The organism is Aequorivita sinensis (genome assembly GCF_006346335.1).
In the GTDB taxonomy this organism is placed as follows: Bacteria; Bacteroidota; Bacteroidia; order Flavobacteriales; family Flavobacteriaceae; genus Aequorivita; species Aequorivita sinensis.
The window spans coordinates 181,209-199,716 of sequence record NZ_VDMC01000002.1 but is presented as its reverse complement, the minus strand read 5'-3'; the positions used below and the strand labels follow the sequence as shown (position 1 = coordinate 199,716).

At 33.5% G+C, this 18,508-nt stretch carries 13 protein-coding genes; 7 read left to right on the top strand and 6 right to left on the bottom strand.

Going from position 1 to position 18,508, the window contains the following annotated elements; translation table 11 throughout:
* Nucleotide 1 precedes the first annotated feature (1 nt).
* Complete coding sequence (locus FHP04_RS03890) at nt 2-2,920, top strand: glycoside hydrolase family 3 N-terminal domain-containing protein (RefSeq protein WP_139854678.1); 2,919 nt, start codon at nt 2-4, stop codon at nt 2,918-2,920.
* Between the two features lie 53 nt (nt 2,921-2,973).
* Entirely contained in the window at nt 2,974-4,110 is a 1,137-nt protein-coding gene (bshA, locus tag FHP04_RS03885) for an N-acetyl-alpha-D-glucosaminyl L-malate synthase BshA (RefSeq protein WP_139854677.1), read from the top strand.
* Nucleotides 4,111-4,113: 3 nt separating this feature from the next.
* Here the strand turns inward: bshA and FHP04_RS03880 are convergent, their stop codons facing one another.
* Together FHP04_RS03880 and FHP04_RS03875 are read right to left on the bottom strand one after the other, a co-directional pair.
* Nucleotides 4,114-5,568, bottom strand: a complete 1,455-nt coding sequence (locus FHP04_RS03880; protein ID WP_158319111.1) for a membrane dipeptidase — start codon at nt 5,566-5,568, stop codon at nt 4,114-4,116.
* A gap of 127 nt (nt 5,569-5,695) precedes the next feature.
* Nucleotides 5,696-6,190 (bottom strand): hypothetical protein, encoded by a 495-nt coding sequence (locus FHP04_RS03875; protein ID WP_139854675.1) that lies wholly within the window; start codon nt 6,188-6,190, stop codon nt 5,696-5,698.
* A 130-nt stretch (nt 6,191-6,320) separates the two neighbouring features.
* On the opposite strand from FHP04_RS03875, the gene FHP04_RS03870 reads away from it, so the two are divergent.
* The 4 genes from FHP04_RS03870 (at nt 6,321) to FHP04_RS03855 (ending at nt 12,885) form a co-directional block, all read left to right on the top strand.
* A complete protein-coding gene (locus FHP04_RS03870) occupies nt 6,321-9,239 on the top strand; it encodes an FAD-binding and (Fe-S)-binding domain-containing protein (RefSeq protein WP_139854674.1) in 2,919 nt (972 codons plus the stop codon).
* 124 nt (nt 9,240-9,363) lie between these two features.
* The gene (aroC, locus tag FHP04_RS03865; RefSeq protein ID WP_139854673.1) at nt 9,364-10,431 is read left to right on the top strand and encodes a chorismate synthase; all 1,068 of its coding nucleotides are present in this window, start codon (nt 9,364-9,366) and stop codon (nt 10,429-10,431) included.
* 65 nt (nt 10,432-10,496) lie between these two features.
* Entirely contained in the window at nt 10,497-11,942 is a 1,446-nt protein-coding gene (locus tag FHP04_RS03860; RefSeq protein ID WP_139854672.1) for a dicarboxylate/amino acid:cation symporter, read from the top strand.
* Between the two features lie 130 nt (nt 11,943-12,072).
* Nucleotides 12,073-12,885, top strand: a complete 813-nt coding sequence (locus tag FHP04_RS03855) for a hypothetical protein (protein ID WP_139854671.1) — start codon at nt 12,073-12,075, stop codon at nt 12,883-12,885.
* A gap of 18 nt (nt 12,886-12,903) precedes the next feature.
* Here the strand turns inward: FHP04_RS03855 and FHP04_RS03850 are convergent, their stop codons facing one another.
* Entirely contained in the window at nt 12,904-13,305 is a 402-nt protein-coding gene (locus FHP04_RS03850) for a thiol-disulfide oxidoreductase DCC family protein (protein WP_139854670.1), read from the bottom strand.
* A 100-nt stretch (nt 13,306-13,405) separates the two neighbouring features.
* A complete protein-coding gene (locus FHP04_RS03845) occupies nt 13,406-15,586 on the bottom strand; it encodes an endonuclease MutS2 (protein ID WP_139854669.1) in 2,181 nt (726 codons plus the stop codon).
* Between the two features lie 196 nt (nt 15,587-15,782).
* Here FHP04_RS03845 and ung point away from each other — a divergent pair, with 196 nt between their 5' ends.
* On the top strand, nt 15,783-16,448 hold the full coding sequence (gene ung, locus FHP04_RS03840; protein WP_139854668.1) for a uracil-DNA glycosylase: 666 nt from the start codon (nt 15,783-15,785) through the stop codon (nt 16,446-16,448).
* A 271-nt stretch (nt 16,449-16,719) separates the two neighbouring features.
* Here ung and FHP04_RS03835 read toward each other — a convergent pair whose 3' ends face one another.
* Nucleotides 16,720-17,574 (bottom strand): substrate-binding domain-containing protein, encoded by an 855-nt coding sequence (locus FHP04_RS03835; RefSeq protein WP_139854667.1) that lies wholly within the window; start codon nt 17,572-17,574, stop codon nt 16,720-16,722.
* Entirely contained in the window at nt 17,571-18,452 is an 882-nt protein-coding gene (locus FHP04_RS03830; RefSeq protein ID WP_139854666.1) for a nucleoside phosphorylase, read from the bottom strand. Before FHP04_RS03830 ends, FHP04_RS03835 begins: the two co-directional genes overlap by 4 nt.
* Between the last annotated feature and the right edge of the window lie 56 nt (nt 18,453-18,508).

The following is an 18,508-nucleotide window of genomic DNA, read 5'->3' as shown; positions in this document are numbered from 1 at the left end:
TATGAATAAGTTTTTTCTTGCCTGCATTTTTTTATGCTTTTGTTTCCCGACAATAGCACAAGAAATCAATCCGTTAATTGTTAAAAAAGATTTTCAAAATCAAAAAAAATGGGTTGATAGCATCTATGATAATATGTCTTTAGAAGAAAAAATTGGTCAGCTTTTTATGGCTGATATATTTTCTAGCGATCCTAAATCAAAAACAGATAAAATAAAAAACCTCATAACTGAGTATCATCTAGGTGGCGTAATTTTCTCTAAAGGAGGACCAATGCGTCAAGCAAAGTTGAATAATGAATTTCAAGCACTTGCCCAAGTACCACTTATGATTGGTATGGATGCAGAGTGGGGGTTATCAATGCGTTTAGATTCTACCTATGCTTTTCCTTGGAATATGACATTAGGAGCGATTACGAACAATAAAATTGTTGAAAAAGTAGGGAAACGAATCGGTGAACATTCTAAACGACTTGGAGTACATATAAACTTTGCTCCCGTAGTTGATATTAATACAAACCCTGAAAACCCTATAATTGGCAATCGTTCATTTGGTGAAGACCGCGACAATGTTACCGAAAAAGCTCTTGCTTTTATGAAAGGAATGCAGAGTGCAGGCGTTATGGGAAGTGCAAAGCATTTTCCAGGTCACGGCGATACCGATATGGATAGCCATAAAACCCTGCCTACTATTGACTTTTCAAGAGAAAGATTAGACACTTTAGAGTTATACCCATATAGAAAATTAATTAATGAAGGCCTAAACAGTGTAATGATTGCACACTTAAATGTACCTTCATTAGAGCCACAAATGAATTATCCATCATCACTTTCTACGAAGGTGGTAACAGATCTTCTAAAACACGAAATGGGCTTCAACGGCCTTATTTTTACAGATGCACTTAATATGAAAGGTGCTTCAAACTTTAAGAAGCCAGGTGAAATTGAATTAGCAGCATTCTTAGCTGGAAATGATATTCTTCTTATTTCCGAAGATATTCCAAAGGCAGTAAGTTTTCTAATAAATTCTTATAATGATGAAACCATAACCGAAAAGCGTTTGGCTTATTCTGTTAAGAAAATTCTTTATGCCAAATATAAAGTTGGGCTAAATAACTATAAACCTGTTAAAACAGCATATTTATTAGAAGATTTGAATTCTATAAACGATGATGTTCTTTACGAAGAAGCAATGAGTAATGCGCTTACGGTTATTAAAAATGACCGCGCAATTCTTCCTATTAAAGATTTACAGAAGAAAAAAATAGCTTATGTAAATTTTGGTGATGATTCAGGTGAAGATTTCTTGAATGAACTTAAGAAATATGGAAATGTACATTGGGTAAAGGCTAATAGTTTAGATGATTATATTCAGAAGTTAAAAGAGTATAATTATGTTATAATCGGGTTCCACAAGAGCAATGAAAACCCTTGGAAAAGCTATAAGTTTACCCAAAAGGAATTAGTTTGGATGTATGAAATTGCTCGTACAAACACTGTAATTCTTGACGTATTTGCTCGACCTTACGCTATGCTAGATGTTAAAACCACAGCTAATTTTGAAGGAGTCATTATGTCTTATCAAAATAGTAAGATATCTCAGCAATTGTCTGCTCAATTAATTTTTGGGGCTATAGATGGGAAAGGTAAACTTCCAGTATCATTAGGAGAAGATTTTCCATTAAATACCTTTATGCAAACTAAATCATTGCGAAGATTACAATACGGAACTCCTGAAAGTGTTGGGGTAAATAGCTATAAACTTAAAAAAATTGATTCGCTTGCCAATGTTGGACTTGAACAAGGTATGTATCCTGGAGCTCAAATATTGGTAGCTCGCAAGGGAAAAGTAATTTATCAAAAAAGCTTTGGTTATCACGATTACGACAAAAAAAATGAAGTAAAAAATACTGATATCTACGACCTTGCATCTCTTACCAAAATTTTAGCTACGCTTCCGATAGTGATGGAGTTAGTTGACAGTAAAGAACTAACGTTAAACACCAAGCTTTCAGAAATGCTTCCAGAGTACAAACAAACTAATAAATCTAATGTTAGTTTAAAGCAAATGCTTTCACATTACGCTCGTTTGAAACCTTGGATTCCATTTTATAGAAACACGCTAAATGATGAAAAAACAGGAGTATCATCAAAATATTACGCTAGTAGCCCGGATAAAGACTACAATGTTGAAGTTGCAGAAAATCTATACTTAAGACGTGATTACATTGATACGATTTACAAAACTATTCGTGAAAGTGATTTAAACTCGAGTAAATCATATAAATACAGTGATTTACCATATTATATACTAAAGGAATATTTAGAGAGAAAATATAACAAACCACTTGAAAACATTGTGCAGGAAAACCTTTACGAGTCGTTAGGCGCTAATTATACCTTATTCCAGCCGCTGAAAAAGTTTTCTAAGAATGAGATTCCTCCAACAGAGCAAGACAACATTTTTAGAAAACAAAAAGTTCAAGGCTATGTACACGATCAAGGAGCAGCGATGCTTGGCGGAGTAGGAGGTCACGCGGGATTATTTTCAAATAGTAATGATGTTGCTAAAATCATGCAAATGTTTTTATGGAAAGGATTTTATGGCGGAACTAGATTCTTCAATCCGGATGTCTTAGATAAATTCAACACATGTTATTATTGTGAAGATAATGTAAGAAGAGGGGTTGGATTTGACAAACCTCAATTAGGAACTGTTGGTCCAACGTGTGGCTGTGTTTCCATGACGAGTTTTGGCCACAGCGGATTTACTGGAACTTTCGCATGGGCAGATCCAGAACAAGAAATAGTATATGTGTTCTTATCAAACAGAACCTTTCCAGATTCAGAAAACAGAAAACTAATTAGAAGTGACTTAAGAAGTTTAATTCAAGAAGCAATTTACGACGCTATTGATTATTAAAAATAAACTTTAATAATTCTATTATGTCTAATTTAGTTTCAAAATAGAAAATTATGAAAATAGCAATAGTATGTTATCCTACTTTCGGAGGAAGTGGTGTTGTAGCTACAGAATTAGGTTTAGCTCTTGCAGAACACGGCCACGAAATACATTTTATAACTTACAAACAACCTGTTAGATTAGAGTTGCTATCAAAAAACATACATTTTCACGAAGTTTCTGTACCAGAATATCCTTTATTTCATTTTCAACCATATGAACTTGCACTTTCGAGCAAATTAGTAGATATGGTAAAACTTCATAAAATTGAAGTTTTGCACGTGCATTATGCCATTCCACACGCTTACGCGGGGTATATGGCCAAGAAAATGTTAGCAGAGGAGAATATTCATATTCCGATGGTAACAACGCTACACGGCACCGATATTACTTTGGTGGGGAGCCATCCCTTTTATAAACCAGCTGTTACTTTTAGCATTAATAATAGTGATGTTGTTACTTCGGTTTCTCAAAGTTTAAAGGAAGATACACTTCATCTTTTTGATATTAGAAAGGAGATTCACGTTGTTCCTAATTTTATAGAAATTCCTAAAAAAATTAATACTTATACCGATTGTCAGCGCGAGCTAATGGCACTTCCAGAAGAACGTATTATATCGCATATTAGTAATCTTCGCAAAGTAAAACGCGTAACCGACGTAATTGAAATATTTGATAGAATTCAGAAAAAAATTCCTTCAAAATTAATAATGGTTGGTGAAGGTCCGGAACGTGAAGCCTGCGAACAATTATGTGTGAACAAAGGCATAGAAGAAAAAGTTCTATTTGTAGGTAATAGTAATGAAGTGGATAAAATATTGTGTTTTACAGATTTATTTCTACTTCCATCAGAAAAAGAAAGCTTTGGACTTGCTGCTTTAGAAGCTATGGCTTGTGGAGTTCCTGTTGTATCTAGTAATACTGGAGGGTTACCAGAAGTTAATATTGATGGAGTAAGCGGATTTTTAAGTGATGTTGGTAATGTTGCTGAAATGGCTGAGAATGCTTTAAAGATTTTGTCATCGGATGAAACTTTAAATAAATTCAAAAAACAGGCTGTTGAAGCAGCAATGGTGTTCGATACAGAAAAAATTGTTCCCTTGTACGAAAATCTATATAAAGAAGCTATTCTTCAGAAACAAAACAAATAAGTTTTAGTAGTTCCTTTTTATAAAAAGCATTGCATTTTCGTTCATCACGCGTGCAACAATAGAATCTGCGGAAATTCTGTTAAACTCATTCAAGTTGTTTAAATTATTTGAACGATAATCTTTAGCGTGATTAAGCATTTCTTCAGCTAAATCTTTCATATTTTCTGCAGTCCAAAGACCATTTATTGGATTTACAATTCCATCAAAATCGCTACCGATACTTTGTATTCCCCAGCAAAATAGATTTTGCTCATCAAGTACTTCTGCTATATGCACAACTTGTCTCCATACTAATAGCGATTTTTTCTTGAGTTGTTTTCTCTTATTGGGAATATAGACTTTACTATTGTTTATTTCCTTTTTACTTCCTATTCGACGTTCGTCTAATTGAATTCCAAATATTCCGTTGCTTTTGGCAACGCGTATTAATTCACTGTCGTAAAAATTAATATCAATATCTGCAAACCATTCTCGATGGTTAATTATACCTACTTTATCCCATTGTACAATTGAATGCTTCCCATTACAAGCGGCGTGACTTGCAATTATAGGTATATTCTCAGCAGCGTATTTTGCGTCTAAAAATTTGTAATAAGCCTTTCTAGAAGCTGTACTCATGTGTTTTATATCTATAAGTATCCTCTTTCCTTCCATATTATCGAGTAATAGTTCAATTACTTCATAACCTAATTCTGTTATTCCAGAGTTTAATCCTCTATTTTGGTTTTTCTTTAATAAAGAAATAGAAATACTGCGAGCGTGACCGCATAGTTCGTTATAAAAATGATGAGCAAGTGTTAAAAACAATGGTCGGTGTTTCCAGTTTTTTACAGCCAAAACATTTTTTAGAACTTCATTTTTGTTGGCTGTATTTTTAGCCATAACTAGCCCTGTGTTGAAGCTATGTCCTCCTTCAATAGAAAGTATGATATTAATAATTTTCTTAGACTCAGTTTCCTGCGTTAAATTGGCTTCTATGTCTTGGAAACTTGTAACAATGCGATAAGTATATATTTTTCCCTCTATTTTTTGAACCTGATTATGAAGTTGTAAATAGTAATTATACTCATCAACTAGGTCTTCAAAATAGTTTTCATTACTTCGAATATTATCCATCCGCGACTGACTAATACTTGCTGCAAGGTTTACTAGAACATCGGTTACCCCTTTAATCCCTATAACTTCCTTTCCAAAAAAATGTTTCTCAAAAGGGTAGAGCGCAATTATTACAATTTTCGTTTTAGTTTTGGCTAGGGAAGTAAGGTCGGTTTGAGTGAATTTGGTTAACGTAAACAAACGATTGACAAATTTCTCTAAGAAATTAGGAGGACTATAGTGCCATATAGAGTTTTTGCGATTTGGATCAAGCGCATTTTGCTTTGTGGGCTTATATTTAAAACTTTTACTATAAGGCTTTAGCGAAGGATGACAATGTAAATCTATATAACTTGTATCCATAATGCTCATTTTGTACAAGTTATAAAAATGTAAAGACCTATGAAACTATTGAATAATAATTTACTTATTACATGAAAATAAAAATGCCCCAATAAATGGGGCATCTTATATTAATATTTTACAATTCTTAGAATTGATAACGAGCACTAATACCTACGTCGAAGCTTACGTCATCTCTATATCCCAAGTTAATTTGAGGGCGGAAATCGAAAGAAACTAGCAATGGAAAATCAAAGCTATATTCTATACCAACATCTCCTGTTAAAAATGCAAAAGCTTCAGAATCATCGTATCTATTATCGTAGTCCCAATGTTTTTTATCGTAATTAACTACACCAGCACCTAAACCTGGTCCGGCATACCAATTAAAACCTCCATCAATATTCCAAACCCACTGATAAATTCCTGTAAGTTTTACAGCGTCCCAATACTTCTTACTGTGAACTGCCAAACCTAACTCTAATCTGTTGTTTTCGCCAAGAGCTCTTTGGTAGTTTACTTCAGGACCAAAACCGTCACTTTCACTTAAACGAATACCAATAGCGTTTTTTGCTATTTCTTGGGCATTGGCTTGCAAACCTAATGCAAACACTGTGAATACTAATAAAATTGTTTTTTTCATAATTTGCTTTTTAGTTATAAACATTACAAAAATAGACGTATTTCAAGTTATTTTTAGTTAACAGTGTGCCAATCTACATCTCAAATTTTACAAACTTTTGTTAAGGAATTTTCTACATTTACATTAATATATGAAGAAGCAACTCCAAGATTTTAAAAAGATATTTAATGGTGAATTTAACATTGATTCACTACATACTATGCTATATGCAACGGATGCCTCTGTTTATAGAAAAATCCCGCTTGCAGTAGCATATCCTACTAGTGAACGTGGAATTAATCAATTAGTAAATTTCGCTAGTAATAATAATATCTCACTAATCCCTCGAACAGCCGGAACTTCTCTTGCGGGACAATGTGTAGGGGAGGGTATAATTGTAGATGTTTCAAAACATTTTACAAATATAATTTCAGTAAATACTGAAATGAAAACAGTTACCCTTCAACCAGGGGTTATTAGAGACGAGTTGAACCAATATTTAAAATCATACGGCCTTTTCTTCGGACCAAACACTTCAACTAGCAATCGATGTATGATAGGAGGAATGGTTGGGAACAATAGTAGCGGTACAACATCTATTCAATACGGTACAACTCGTGATAAGGTTTTAAAATTGAAAACTATCCTTTCGGATGGTAGCGAAGTCATATTTGAACCACTAACAAAAGAAGAGTTTCAGGCTAAAACAAATTTGAATTCCTTAGAAGGTGAAATTTATAAAAAGCTTTATAAAGCATTATCTCCTAAAGAAGTTCAAAAAGAAATAAGAAAAGAGTTTCCAAAACCTGAAATACATCGTAGAAATACAGGCTACGCAGTAGATAGTTTAATAAATACATCTGTTTTTGGTGACTTTGAAGATAAAATAAACATCTGTAATTTACTTTGTGGCAGCGAGGGAACATTAGCCTTTACTACTGAAATTACACTTCAATTAGAACCATTGCCGCCCATACATACAGCAATGATAGCTACTCACTATCAATCCCTCGATTCGTGTTTAAACGACGTTGTGGTAACAATGCAGCACAATCTGCACACCTGCGAAATGATGGACGATGTTATTTTGAGTTGCACTAATAACAATAAAACTTATGAGCCTTATCGCTTCTTCGTAAAAGATAATCCCAAGGCTATTTTATTATTAGAATTAAAGAGTAATTCAGAGGAAGATCTTCAAAACCAAGTAAACTCTTTGTTGGCTTCCTTAAAAAATTCAAATTATAGTTATCATAATCCAGTTTTAAGAGGTGATGAAATAACTATGGCTTTGGAACTTCGTAAAGCCGGGCTAGGGCTTTTAGGGAATATGGTCGGTGATAGAAAAGCAGTTGCATGTATTGAGGATACTGCAGTGGCTTTGGAAGATCTACCTGCATACATAAAAGAGTTTTCAGCTTTAATGAAAAAATATAATCAACAAGCTGTTTATTATGCTCACGCAGGAGCAGGAGAATTGCATTTACGTCCTATATTAAATTTAAAGAAAGATGAAGGTGTTCAGTATTTCAGAAAAATCACCACTGAGGTTGCATTACTTTGTAAGAAATACAATGGATCGTTTTCGGGAGAACACGGCGATGGAATAGTACGTGCAGAGTTTATTCCTTTAATGATTGGAGAGAAGAATTACGACCTATTAAAAAAAGTAAAAAAAGCATTTGACCCACAAAACACCTTTAATCCTGGTAAAATTGTAGATGCCCTTAAAATGGATGAATCGCTTCGTTATGAAGTGAATAGAGTAGAACCCAAAATCGAAACCTTGATGGATTTTAGTGATTCTGAGGGAATTCTTCGATTATCTGAAAAATGCAATGGCAGTGGGGATTGTAGAAAAAGCGCTGAAGCTGCCGGAGCTATGTGTCCAAGTTATCATGCTACAAAAAATGAAAAAGATACCACTCGGGCTAGAGCAAATGCTTTAAGAGAAGTGTTAACTAACAATAAGGCCGTAAATAAATTCAATTCTGAAGACTTAAAAAAGGTATTTGATTTATGTTTAAGCTGTAAAGCTTGTGCAAATGAATGTCCTAGTAATGTAGATATAAGTACTGCAAAAGCAGAATTTTTATATCAATATAACAAAGAAAATGGAGTTTCATTTTCTAACAAACTCTTTGGAAAAAGCACTCAGTTAAACAGATTAGTCTCCAAGTTTCCTAAAATTTCAAATTGGATTTTTTCAAACAATTTGACCTCCAGTTTCATCAAAAATATTGGGGGAGTTCATCCTAATAGAAGCCTACCCTTAATTTCAACCAAAGGTTTAAGTAAAACAGTTGAACTATCTTTAAAAGAGAAAAATAAAAAAATTTTAATTCAAAAGGAGGTATTTTTATTTGTTGATGAGTTTAGCAATTATTTGGATACAGACATCGCTGTAGATTCGTTTGTACTTCTATCGCGTTTAGGTTATAAAGTTAACATTATTGATACCTTGGATAGCGGCAGAGCCTTACTTTCAAAAGGCTTTTTAGAGGAAGCAAAAAAAGAGGTTGACAAGAATATAAATAAGCTAAAAGGAAAGATATCTGCAACTACTCCTTTAATAGGGATTGAGCCATCTGCAATTCTTTCTTTTCGCGATGAGTACCTCCGATTAGCAACTGATAAAACTTCAGCTACAAATATTTCAAAACACAGTTATTTAATAGAAGAATTCTTAGCTAGTGAGTTTGAAAGAGGTAATATTTCTTCTAGTATGTTTACTTCTGAAGAAAAACACATTAAAATTCACTCACATTGTCATCAAAAATCCCTTAGTAACCAAAAAGTAACTTTTGATATACTAAACATCCCGGAAAACTTCAAACCAACTATAATTACTTCAGGTTGTTGTGGGATGGCTGGGAGTTTTGGTTATGAAAAGGAACATTACGATATGAGTATGCAAATAGGAGAGCTAAAACTTTTTCCAGCTGTTAGAAAAACTACCGAAGAAACTATTATTTCGGCTAATGGGACGAGTTGTAGGCATCAGATTTTTGATGGCACAGGTCGTAAGGCTTTGCATCCAGTTACAATTCTTAAAAATGCTTTAAAGTAAATTCACACCAAATAGATTTTAAATATACCTGTAATTCAAGTTTTTAAATGATTAATCTTGAATTTTGAATTTTGAATCCTTGAATTATTAAATTCGAAAGTTTACATTTGTTCAAAACCAATCTATGGCGGGCAATTCTTTTGGAAAAATCTTTAAAATCACCACTTTTGGCGAATCTCATGGAGAGGCTATTGGTGGGGTGATAGATGGTTGTCCTGCAGGGATTTCAATAGACTTCGAGGCAATTAATTCTGAAATGCAGCGGCGTAAACCTGGGCAATCTGCCATTGTCACTCAACGAAAAGAAGAAGATGAAGTAAAATTTCTTTCGGGAATTTTTGAAGGAAAAACTACAGGAACTCCCATTGGGTTCATAATTGAAAACACCAATCAAAAGAGTAAGGATTACAGCCATATAAAAGACGTATATAGACCTTCTCACGCCGATTATACTTATGATAAAAAATACGGAAATCGCGACTATCGTGGTGGTGGACGGTCGTCTGCACGAGAAACTGCATGTAGAGTTGTAGCCGGAGCAATTGCGAAACAACTAATTAAGGAAATTAAAATTAACGCTTTTGTATCTTCAGTTGGAGATATTTTTATAGATAAACCTTATCAAGCGCTCGATTTTAAAAAGATCGAAAGTAACCTAGTTCGATGTCCTGATGCGAAAAGTGCTCAAAAAATGGAAGAGCTTATTAGAGAAACCAGAAAAAATGGTGATACTGTGGGCGGAACAATTACTTGTGTAATAGAAAACGTACCAGCAGGATTAGGAGAACCTGTATTCGATAAACTTCACGCAGAGTTGGGAAAAGCAATGCTTTCAATTAACGCTGTAAAGGGATTTGAATATGGCAGTGGGTTTTGCGGTGCAAAGATGAAAGGAAGTGAACATAACGACCTTTTCAATTCCGATGGTTCTACAAAATCCAATTTAAGCGGCGGAATTCAAGGAGGAATAAGCAATGGTATGGATATCTATTTTAGAGTAGCATTTAAACCAGTTGCTACTATTATGCAAAAACAAGAAACTATAGATAGCAAAGGGAACAAGGTAATTGCTGAGGGAAAAGGTCGACACGATCCTTGTGTGGTACCTCGTGCTGTTCCTATAGTAGAGGCAATGGCAGCTTTAGTTATTGCTGATTTTTGGTTGTTGAATAAAATTTCAAAAATAAATTAGAATTTTGTAAACCGTCTATTTTAAATAATTTACCACAGTTAATAATCTAGTATCAAAACTTCAATATGAAAAAAATCGCACTTCACTGGAAAATTATAATCGGACTTGTATTAGGTATAATTTGGGCATTACTTTCCAGTAAATTAGGATGGAGTGAATTTACTTTAGATTGGATTGCTCCATTTGGTAAAATATTTATAAACCTGTTAAAGTTAATTGCAGTTCCATTAGTATTAGTTTCTATTATCACTGGAGTTGCAAATATTGGCGATCCTTCTAGCTTAGGTAGAATGGGAGGTAAGACACTTTTAGCTTATTTATTTACAACATTGTTTGCTGTGAGTTTAGGGCTAATTCTTGTAAATACTATTAAGCCTGGTAAATTGATAGATGAACAAAGTAGAATAGATAACCGTATAAGCTATGAGCTTTGGGCGGATTCTAAGGGGCATCAAATAAAGGATGGAATAAATTACTTACAAGACCCAGCCTTTTTTGAAAGAGCACAAGAAATAACAACCTTATCTAAAGGAGAATTAAAAGATGCATCAGTTTCAGATAAATTAGAGACAGCTAAAAAAACCAAAGAAAGTACTCCTTTACAACCCCTAATAGATATAGTGCCAGAAAACTTCTTTTTCTCACTTACTAATAATGGTTTAATGCTTCAAATAATATTCTTCGGAATATTTTTCGGAGTTTGTTTGCTGTTAATTCCCAACGAAAAATCAAAACCTGTAACCGACTTTATGGATGGGACTATGGAGGTTTTCCTAAAAATGGTAGACCTGGTTATGCAAGCAGCTCCATTTTTCGTATTTGCGTTATTAGCAGGAGTTGTGAGCCAAATGGCGGGGGATGATATAGGTAAAGTTTACGAAATATTTAAAGGTCTTAGTTGGTATTCATTAACTGTTTTCTTAGGATTAATGTTAATGATATTTATTATTTATCCTCTTTTTATGAAGCTTTTCGTACGAAGCATTCCATATAGAGGGTTCTTTAAAGCGATGGCGCCAGCACAAACATTGGCTTTTTCAACATCCAGTAGTGCTGCTACACTACCCGTAACAATGGAATGTGTTGAAGAAAATTTAGGCGTAGATAAAAAAATCACCAGTTTTGTTTTACCAATTGGAGCAACTGTAAACATGGATGGAACTTGTCTCTACCAAGCTGTTGCAGTAGTCTTTCTTGCACAATTACACATGATCGATCTTACCATAGGGCAACAACTAACTATTGTAATTACTGCTACATTGGCCTCAATTGGCTCTGCCGCTGTACCAAGTGCTGGCTTGGTAATGCTTATAATTGTTTTAGAATCGGTTGGCTTAAATCCAGCTTGGATTGCTATAATTTTCCCTGTCGATCGAATCCTAGATATGTTTAGAACAATCGTAAATGTTACGGGTGATGCAACCGTATGTAGTATAATTGCAAAGGGAGAAGGCATGTTAAACTATAAAGCTAGAAAAAACCCTTCTGAAACATTTGACTACGATTCATAAACATTCTGATTATTAGCGTTTTACATTTTGAAGTTGTATATTTTATTTCTATATTAGCATACTCCTCATAAATTTTTCTAAGTCTATAATTTAGAAATACTGCATTGTTAATGTTGTAAATCTGTTGGTTATGGAGAGGTTGCTTTTTTTGCTTAGTATTTTATTAATTTCCGGGATATCTTATTCCCAAGTTGGTATTGGCACAACTACCCCTTCAGCTGCCTCTATGTTGGAAGTAAGTAGTACTTCGGACGGTGTATCCTTTGGCGGATTTATGCCTCCTCGTGTACCTGATGTGGGAGCAAGAGATAATATTAATCCTAGTACTTCTGATGTTGGTTTACTTGTGTTTACTGAAGATTTAAATTGCTTGCAAATGTGGAATGGCTCTGGTTGGGAAGATGTACATTGTAATTACACATTAGCTTTTGTTAACTTATACCATAACTTTGATCTCCATACAAGTTGGGGGTTTACATCAAATGTTCCGTTTTTTGATAATGGTAGCAAAGGTTTTTTTGGAGTGACTGATGCTACTAATGGAGGTTTTAATGTAATTACAACATTAACTAATAATTTCTTGGGCATAATGGATTTAAACGATACAGAAAACGGAAATGGCACTGCAGATTATGCTACATTAACTTTTGAGACTATAGATATTTCAAATGCTTCTAACGGTGCGACAATGAGTTTTTATTATGAGTTTTTTGAATATGACGGTGGTGATAACGCTTATTACACTTTAATTATTGATGGTATCACACAACCTGAAGTAACCCTAATTGAGGGACAAAATGGCGTTGGAGGAGTGTCAGATAGTGGAGTAATAGAAGAAATACTCCCACCTGGCACAAATTCAGTTTCTTTAAAAATATGGATTAAACAAAATGGTCAAGAAGACTTTGCAGGTTTTGATAACTTCGCAATTGTTGCAAACTAACAGTTAATCCTTTGAAACCTATAAAAACTTATTTTTCAACTCTGCTGTAGGAATCATACATTTATCCTTTTTCCCAAACCACTTATACCTATTTCTAGCTACATAATCGTATACGGCATTTCTGATAAATTTTGGAACTATTATAAACCCAAAAAGTAGGGGATATGCACCCGAAAGATGTTTTGCTATATATAGTGCTGCCGTAGATTTTTCATAATGTTTATCGCCATCAATGAGAATAATAGAATCTACCTTTAAGCCATCAATTTTGAATTTTGCAGTAAGTTCTTGTCCTATTTCACTCTGAAGAGCAGCAAATTTGAAAACGTTTTTCTGATCTCGTTTAATAACATAATTAATCGCGCCGTTGCAAAGATTGCAAACACCGTCGAATAAAATTATTTTATGAGATTCAATCATAATCGTTATTAATAAGCTCTTAAATCAAATTCAAAACTAATCCTAATTTTTAAGAGGTTCGTTTTTGAAGTTTGATGCTTACGTTTTGGAATTTTTATAATTATACTTTCTCCAATTCAGTTAAACTTACATTAGTAGTAAAAGTCCCATAATTTACAAAAGCTTTGTTTTTTTCTATGGTATCTATTGTTCCTATTGCTCTTCCCTCTATCATTCTCACTCTATCCCCAATTTTTAAAGTAACTTTTGGTTTTGGTGGCGGGAGTTTTTTAGCTTCTTCTTTTTCGATTTTCTTTCTTTCTCGAATTACTTCAACCTTTTTCTCCACTTCTTGAATTACCTTTTGTTTTTTCGCTTTTACAGCTTTTTTCACCTTAGGCGCAAGCTTTTTTCGTTTGCTATTTTCAATCATAACAAGCTTCATAAACTCGTCAATAAGCTGTTTTTTCTTCTTATTATTGAAGTATTTATCTGCAAGAGAATCAACCTTTCTACCAAGACTTATAAGCTTTTGGTTAGAGTCGAATAATTCTTGATAGCTTTCTAATTTTTCTTGTACTCGAGCGTTTATTTCTTCAAGCTGTTTGCTTTCAATACGTGCTTTTTGTTCCTCAGATTTTAGGGATTCAGAGGTTTTTCTAAGGTTTGAGCGTTCTTTTTGAAGATTAGCAATTGTTTTATCAAATCTTACTTTTCCACGCTCAATTTTCTTTTTAGCTTTATTTATTAAACTATACGGAATCCCATTTTTTTGAGCTACTTCAAAAGTATAACTACTTCCAGCTTCACCTAAATGTAACTTATATAAAGGTTCTAAAGACCTACTATCAAATTGCATATTTGCATTAATAGCATGAGGAAGTTCATTTGCCAATAGTTTTAAATTGGTATAATGAGTAGTTATAATTCCAAATGCATTGCGTTCGTAAAAGACTTCTAAAAAAGTTTCTGCTAATGCACCTCCTAATTCTGGATCACTACCAGTACCAAATTCATCAATTAAAAAAAGAGTATTCTTATTACACTTTTTAAGAAAATAATTCATCTTTTTTAAACGATAACTATAAGTGCTTAAGTGATTTTCAATAGATTGATTATCTCCAATATCGGTTAAAATACGTTTGAAATAGCTTACTTCACTTTGTGGCTCTACTGGAATCAACATACCACTTTGTAGCATTACTTGCAACAGACCAACTGTTTTAAGCGTAATACTTTTCCCACCTGCATTAGGTCCGGAAATAACGATAATCCGCTTTTCTGGAATTAATTCAATGCTTTGAGGGTAAGTTTTTTGTTTCCTCTTATTATTTGAAATCAACAATAGAGGATGATACGCTTCCAGTAAAGAAATCTTTTTCTCCGAATTATTTCCTTCAGTCTTATAGGTAAGAATAGGAAGGACTCCATTTATTTTAAGTGCGTACTTAGCCTTCGCATAAAGCACATCCATAGTAGTTAAATATTCTTGATAACTAGCTAGAAGCTCGGCATACGGACGAACAAATTCAGTTAATGCTTTTAAAATTCGTTTAATTTCTTCTCCTTCTTCATACAGTAGATTGCTTAACTCATTTGCAAACTCTAGAGTTTCTTGGGGCTCTATATAAACTATACTCCCAGTTTTTGAACTACCCAAAACTGCACCTCTTACTTTTTTACGGTGCATTGCTTTTACTGCAAGTACTCTACGATTTTCAACAACCGATTCACGAATGTCGTCTAAATAATCGTTTTGTGAGTATTGCGAAAGTGCTTTAGTAAAAGAAGAATTAATCTTTCCTTTTACAACATTTAACCTCCTGCGAATTGTCCCTAATTCGATAGAAGCCTCATCTTTAATCTCGCCGTATTTATTAACTTTCTTATTAATTTCTTCTGAAATAATTGAAGTGTAATTTACTTCTTCAGAAAAAGCATTAAGGTGTACGTAAAACTCTTCATATTTCTTGAAGAATTTTAATAAAATTCGAGTAGTTTCTGATATAGAAAGAATTTTTCTGAAGCCTGAAATCTCCAAAGTACTATTTTCTATACTGAATAGTTTAAGCTCTCTAAAAATAGGATCGAAACCGTGATTGGGTATCTTATTATCGCCTTCAAAAGATACCGTGAATTCTTTTAAGCGCAATAATTCAGGTTCAATTTCAGAAAATTCCTGAAACGGTCTTATTGAAAGAACCTGTTCCCGACCAGGTTCAGTAACACATAATTCTGAAATCTGATTCAGAACGGTTGGAAACTCAAGATCCTCTAAAGTTTTTTTATCAATTTTAATCATACAGATTACTCTTGGGATTTTCTTAATTCTAATACATCAAAACAACTAAAACGCTAACGATTGAATGAAACCTATTAGTAAGTTTTAGATTGATAAATGAGGCTTTTTCTTTTATTTTTTAAATAATTAAAAAATTCAAACCCCCACCTATTCGTGAATATGTTATCTTATTTTTGTGTTCACAAAAGTAAGTATAATGCAGATAACAATAGAGCTTGGATGGAGGGCGATTTTAAAAGATGAATTCGAAAAACCATATTTCAAAGATTTAATGGAATTTGTGAAATATGAATATAAAACATCGAAATGCTTTCCACCTGAAAATCAAATATTCTCGGCCTTAAATCATACACCATTTAACGAAGTTAAGGTGGTGATTATAGGTCAAGATCCTTATCACGGAGATGGTCAAGCACACGGATTGTGTTTTTCAGTAGGGGAGAAAGTGGCTATTCCGCCATCCTTAAAGAATATTTTTGAAGAAATTAGAACAGATGTTGGTAAAGAGATTCCAAATAATGGCTATTTACTTCGATGGGCAGAGCAGGGAGTTTTAATGTTGAATGCTACTTTAACTGTTAGAGCACATCAAGCGGGTAGTCATCAAAAAAGAGGTTGGGAAAAATTCACTGATGCTATAATTCAAAAACTTTCTGAAGAAAAAGAAGGCATTGTTTTTTTACTTTGGGGTGGACCTGCTAAAAAGAAAGGCTCTAAAGTCGATAGTGCTAAGCATTTGGTATTAAATAGCGGACATCCATCTCCATTAGCAGCAAACAGGGGTTACTGGTTTGGAAACAAACACTTTAGTAAAGCAAATGATTATTTGATTGAAATTGGAAAAAGTCCAATTGAGTGGTAGACTAAAATTTATTAAGCCCTATAAATTAATACAAAATTTACTAAGCGAAATAGCCAGAAAACATAGTTAACTTAAAAGAAGAATCGAAGCTTACTATTCTTCCTCAGGTACTTCAGTATCGGCATTTGCGTCATTACAACTAAACTGTAGCAACAAGAAGTTTGTAACTAACAACGCTCCCAAAATGATTAAAAAAGTTGTCATAATACTTGATTTTATATAAATAAGATGCAAGTATTACTTTTGGGTTGCGTAAATATTAAGATTTTTTTTAGAATTCATGTAACACGCTGTCTTCTTGAACTTTAGAATTGATTAACTGAAGTTCAAAAAGTTTTTGCTGTATATTTTGAAGTTCTTTCGATGTTAATTGCACATCAGACCATTCTGTTAATGATAACCATTCACGAACATCTTCTATTTTCTGACCATAGCGTTTTGCAATTATTTCGTCTATTTCTGGTAAATCTTTAAAGTTGGCTGTAGTCTTGTTAATTACATCCAATATAGCCTGAATACAATCTGCTTCATTTTCTAAAACATCATTTCTAACAGCAATCACAAAACTTGGCCATGGAGTAGGAGATAAGCCTACTAATCGGAAGGTGCCATTATCTACGTGCGGTTTTGTCATAAACTTTTCCCACATAAAATAATCACCATTACCTTTAGGCAACCCTTCTATTGCACCATTTAAATCTTGGATTACTTTAAATTTTAAATCGGATTGTAAATCCCACTCTAGATTTTCGGCATTTACATAAGCCATTAAATGCGATCCAGATCCGTATCGACTAATTGCTGCTTCGGTACCTTTTAAGTCTTCCACTGCGTTATATTCTGAGTTGGCGGCTACGTGAATCCCCCAAAGTAAAGGCGATTTCACAAAAACCTGCACAATCTTACAGTCATTTCCATTAATAATATCGCGAACAATTCCTTCAGTAAGAATTACTGCCATATCAATTTCTTTATCACGTAAAGCTTGAACCATATGGCCTGTTCCTTCAGGAAAATCTTTCCAACGCAAATTGATATCTTTCCTGTGAAATTCCTTATCGCGCAATGCAATATACCAAGGTAAATTAAAGTGTTCCGGCACACCGCCGATTAAAAAATTTTTCATTGTACAATTTTTTCTAAAGTATATTGAATAAGCTCATCGATAGTTTTATACGAGTTTTTACTAAAACTACCTGTGGCGCGATTAGCGATAATTGCATTCATTGAAATAGCACTATGACCTAGTAATTTAGACATACCATACATCGTTGCCGTTTCCATTTCCATATTCGTAATTTTCTTTTTATTTATACGGAATGAAGTAAGTTTTTCGTTAAGATTTTGATCTCTTAATCTAGCGCGAAGCACACGCCCTTGTGGACCATAAAAACCTACATTAGTTATAGTAATTCCTTTAAAAGTTTTATCTGAAGATAATTTTTCTAATAAACTTTTATCAGCCTTAACAGCATAAGGAACCGAATTATCTGGATTCCATTGTGTATGATCAATAAATTTTTGGGCAAAATCCCGTTCAAAAATAGTGTCAATATCATTGTAATAATGCATAACATTATCTAAGCCAATACCTATAGCACTTATTAAGAAACTATCTACTTCAATTTCATCAGTTAAGCTACCAGATGTTCCAATTCTAATAATATCGAGAGAAGTAAGTTTCTTTTTAATTGTTCTATTTTCAAAGTCAATGTTTACTAAAGCATCGAGTTCGTTAAAAACGATATCAATATTATCTGGACCAATTCCAGTTGAAATAACACTGATACGTTTTCCTTTGTAATTACCTGTATGTGTTTTAAATTCACGATGTTCAGCTTTTACTTCAATAGAATCGAAGTATTTTGAAACCATTTCAACTCGACCTGGGTCGCCAACGGTAATTACTGTTGGAGCTAACTCGGAAGGAGCAAGATTTAAATGATAAATTTTACCCTCAGGTGTTAATATTAATTCACTAGATTTTATAGATTCTGGTTGCATATTAATTCTTTGTGGTTAACTGTGTAAAAAATAGGTGCTTCAAGTCGATTTCTTTA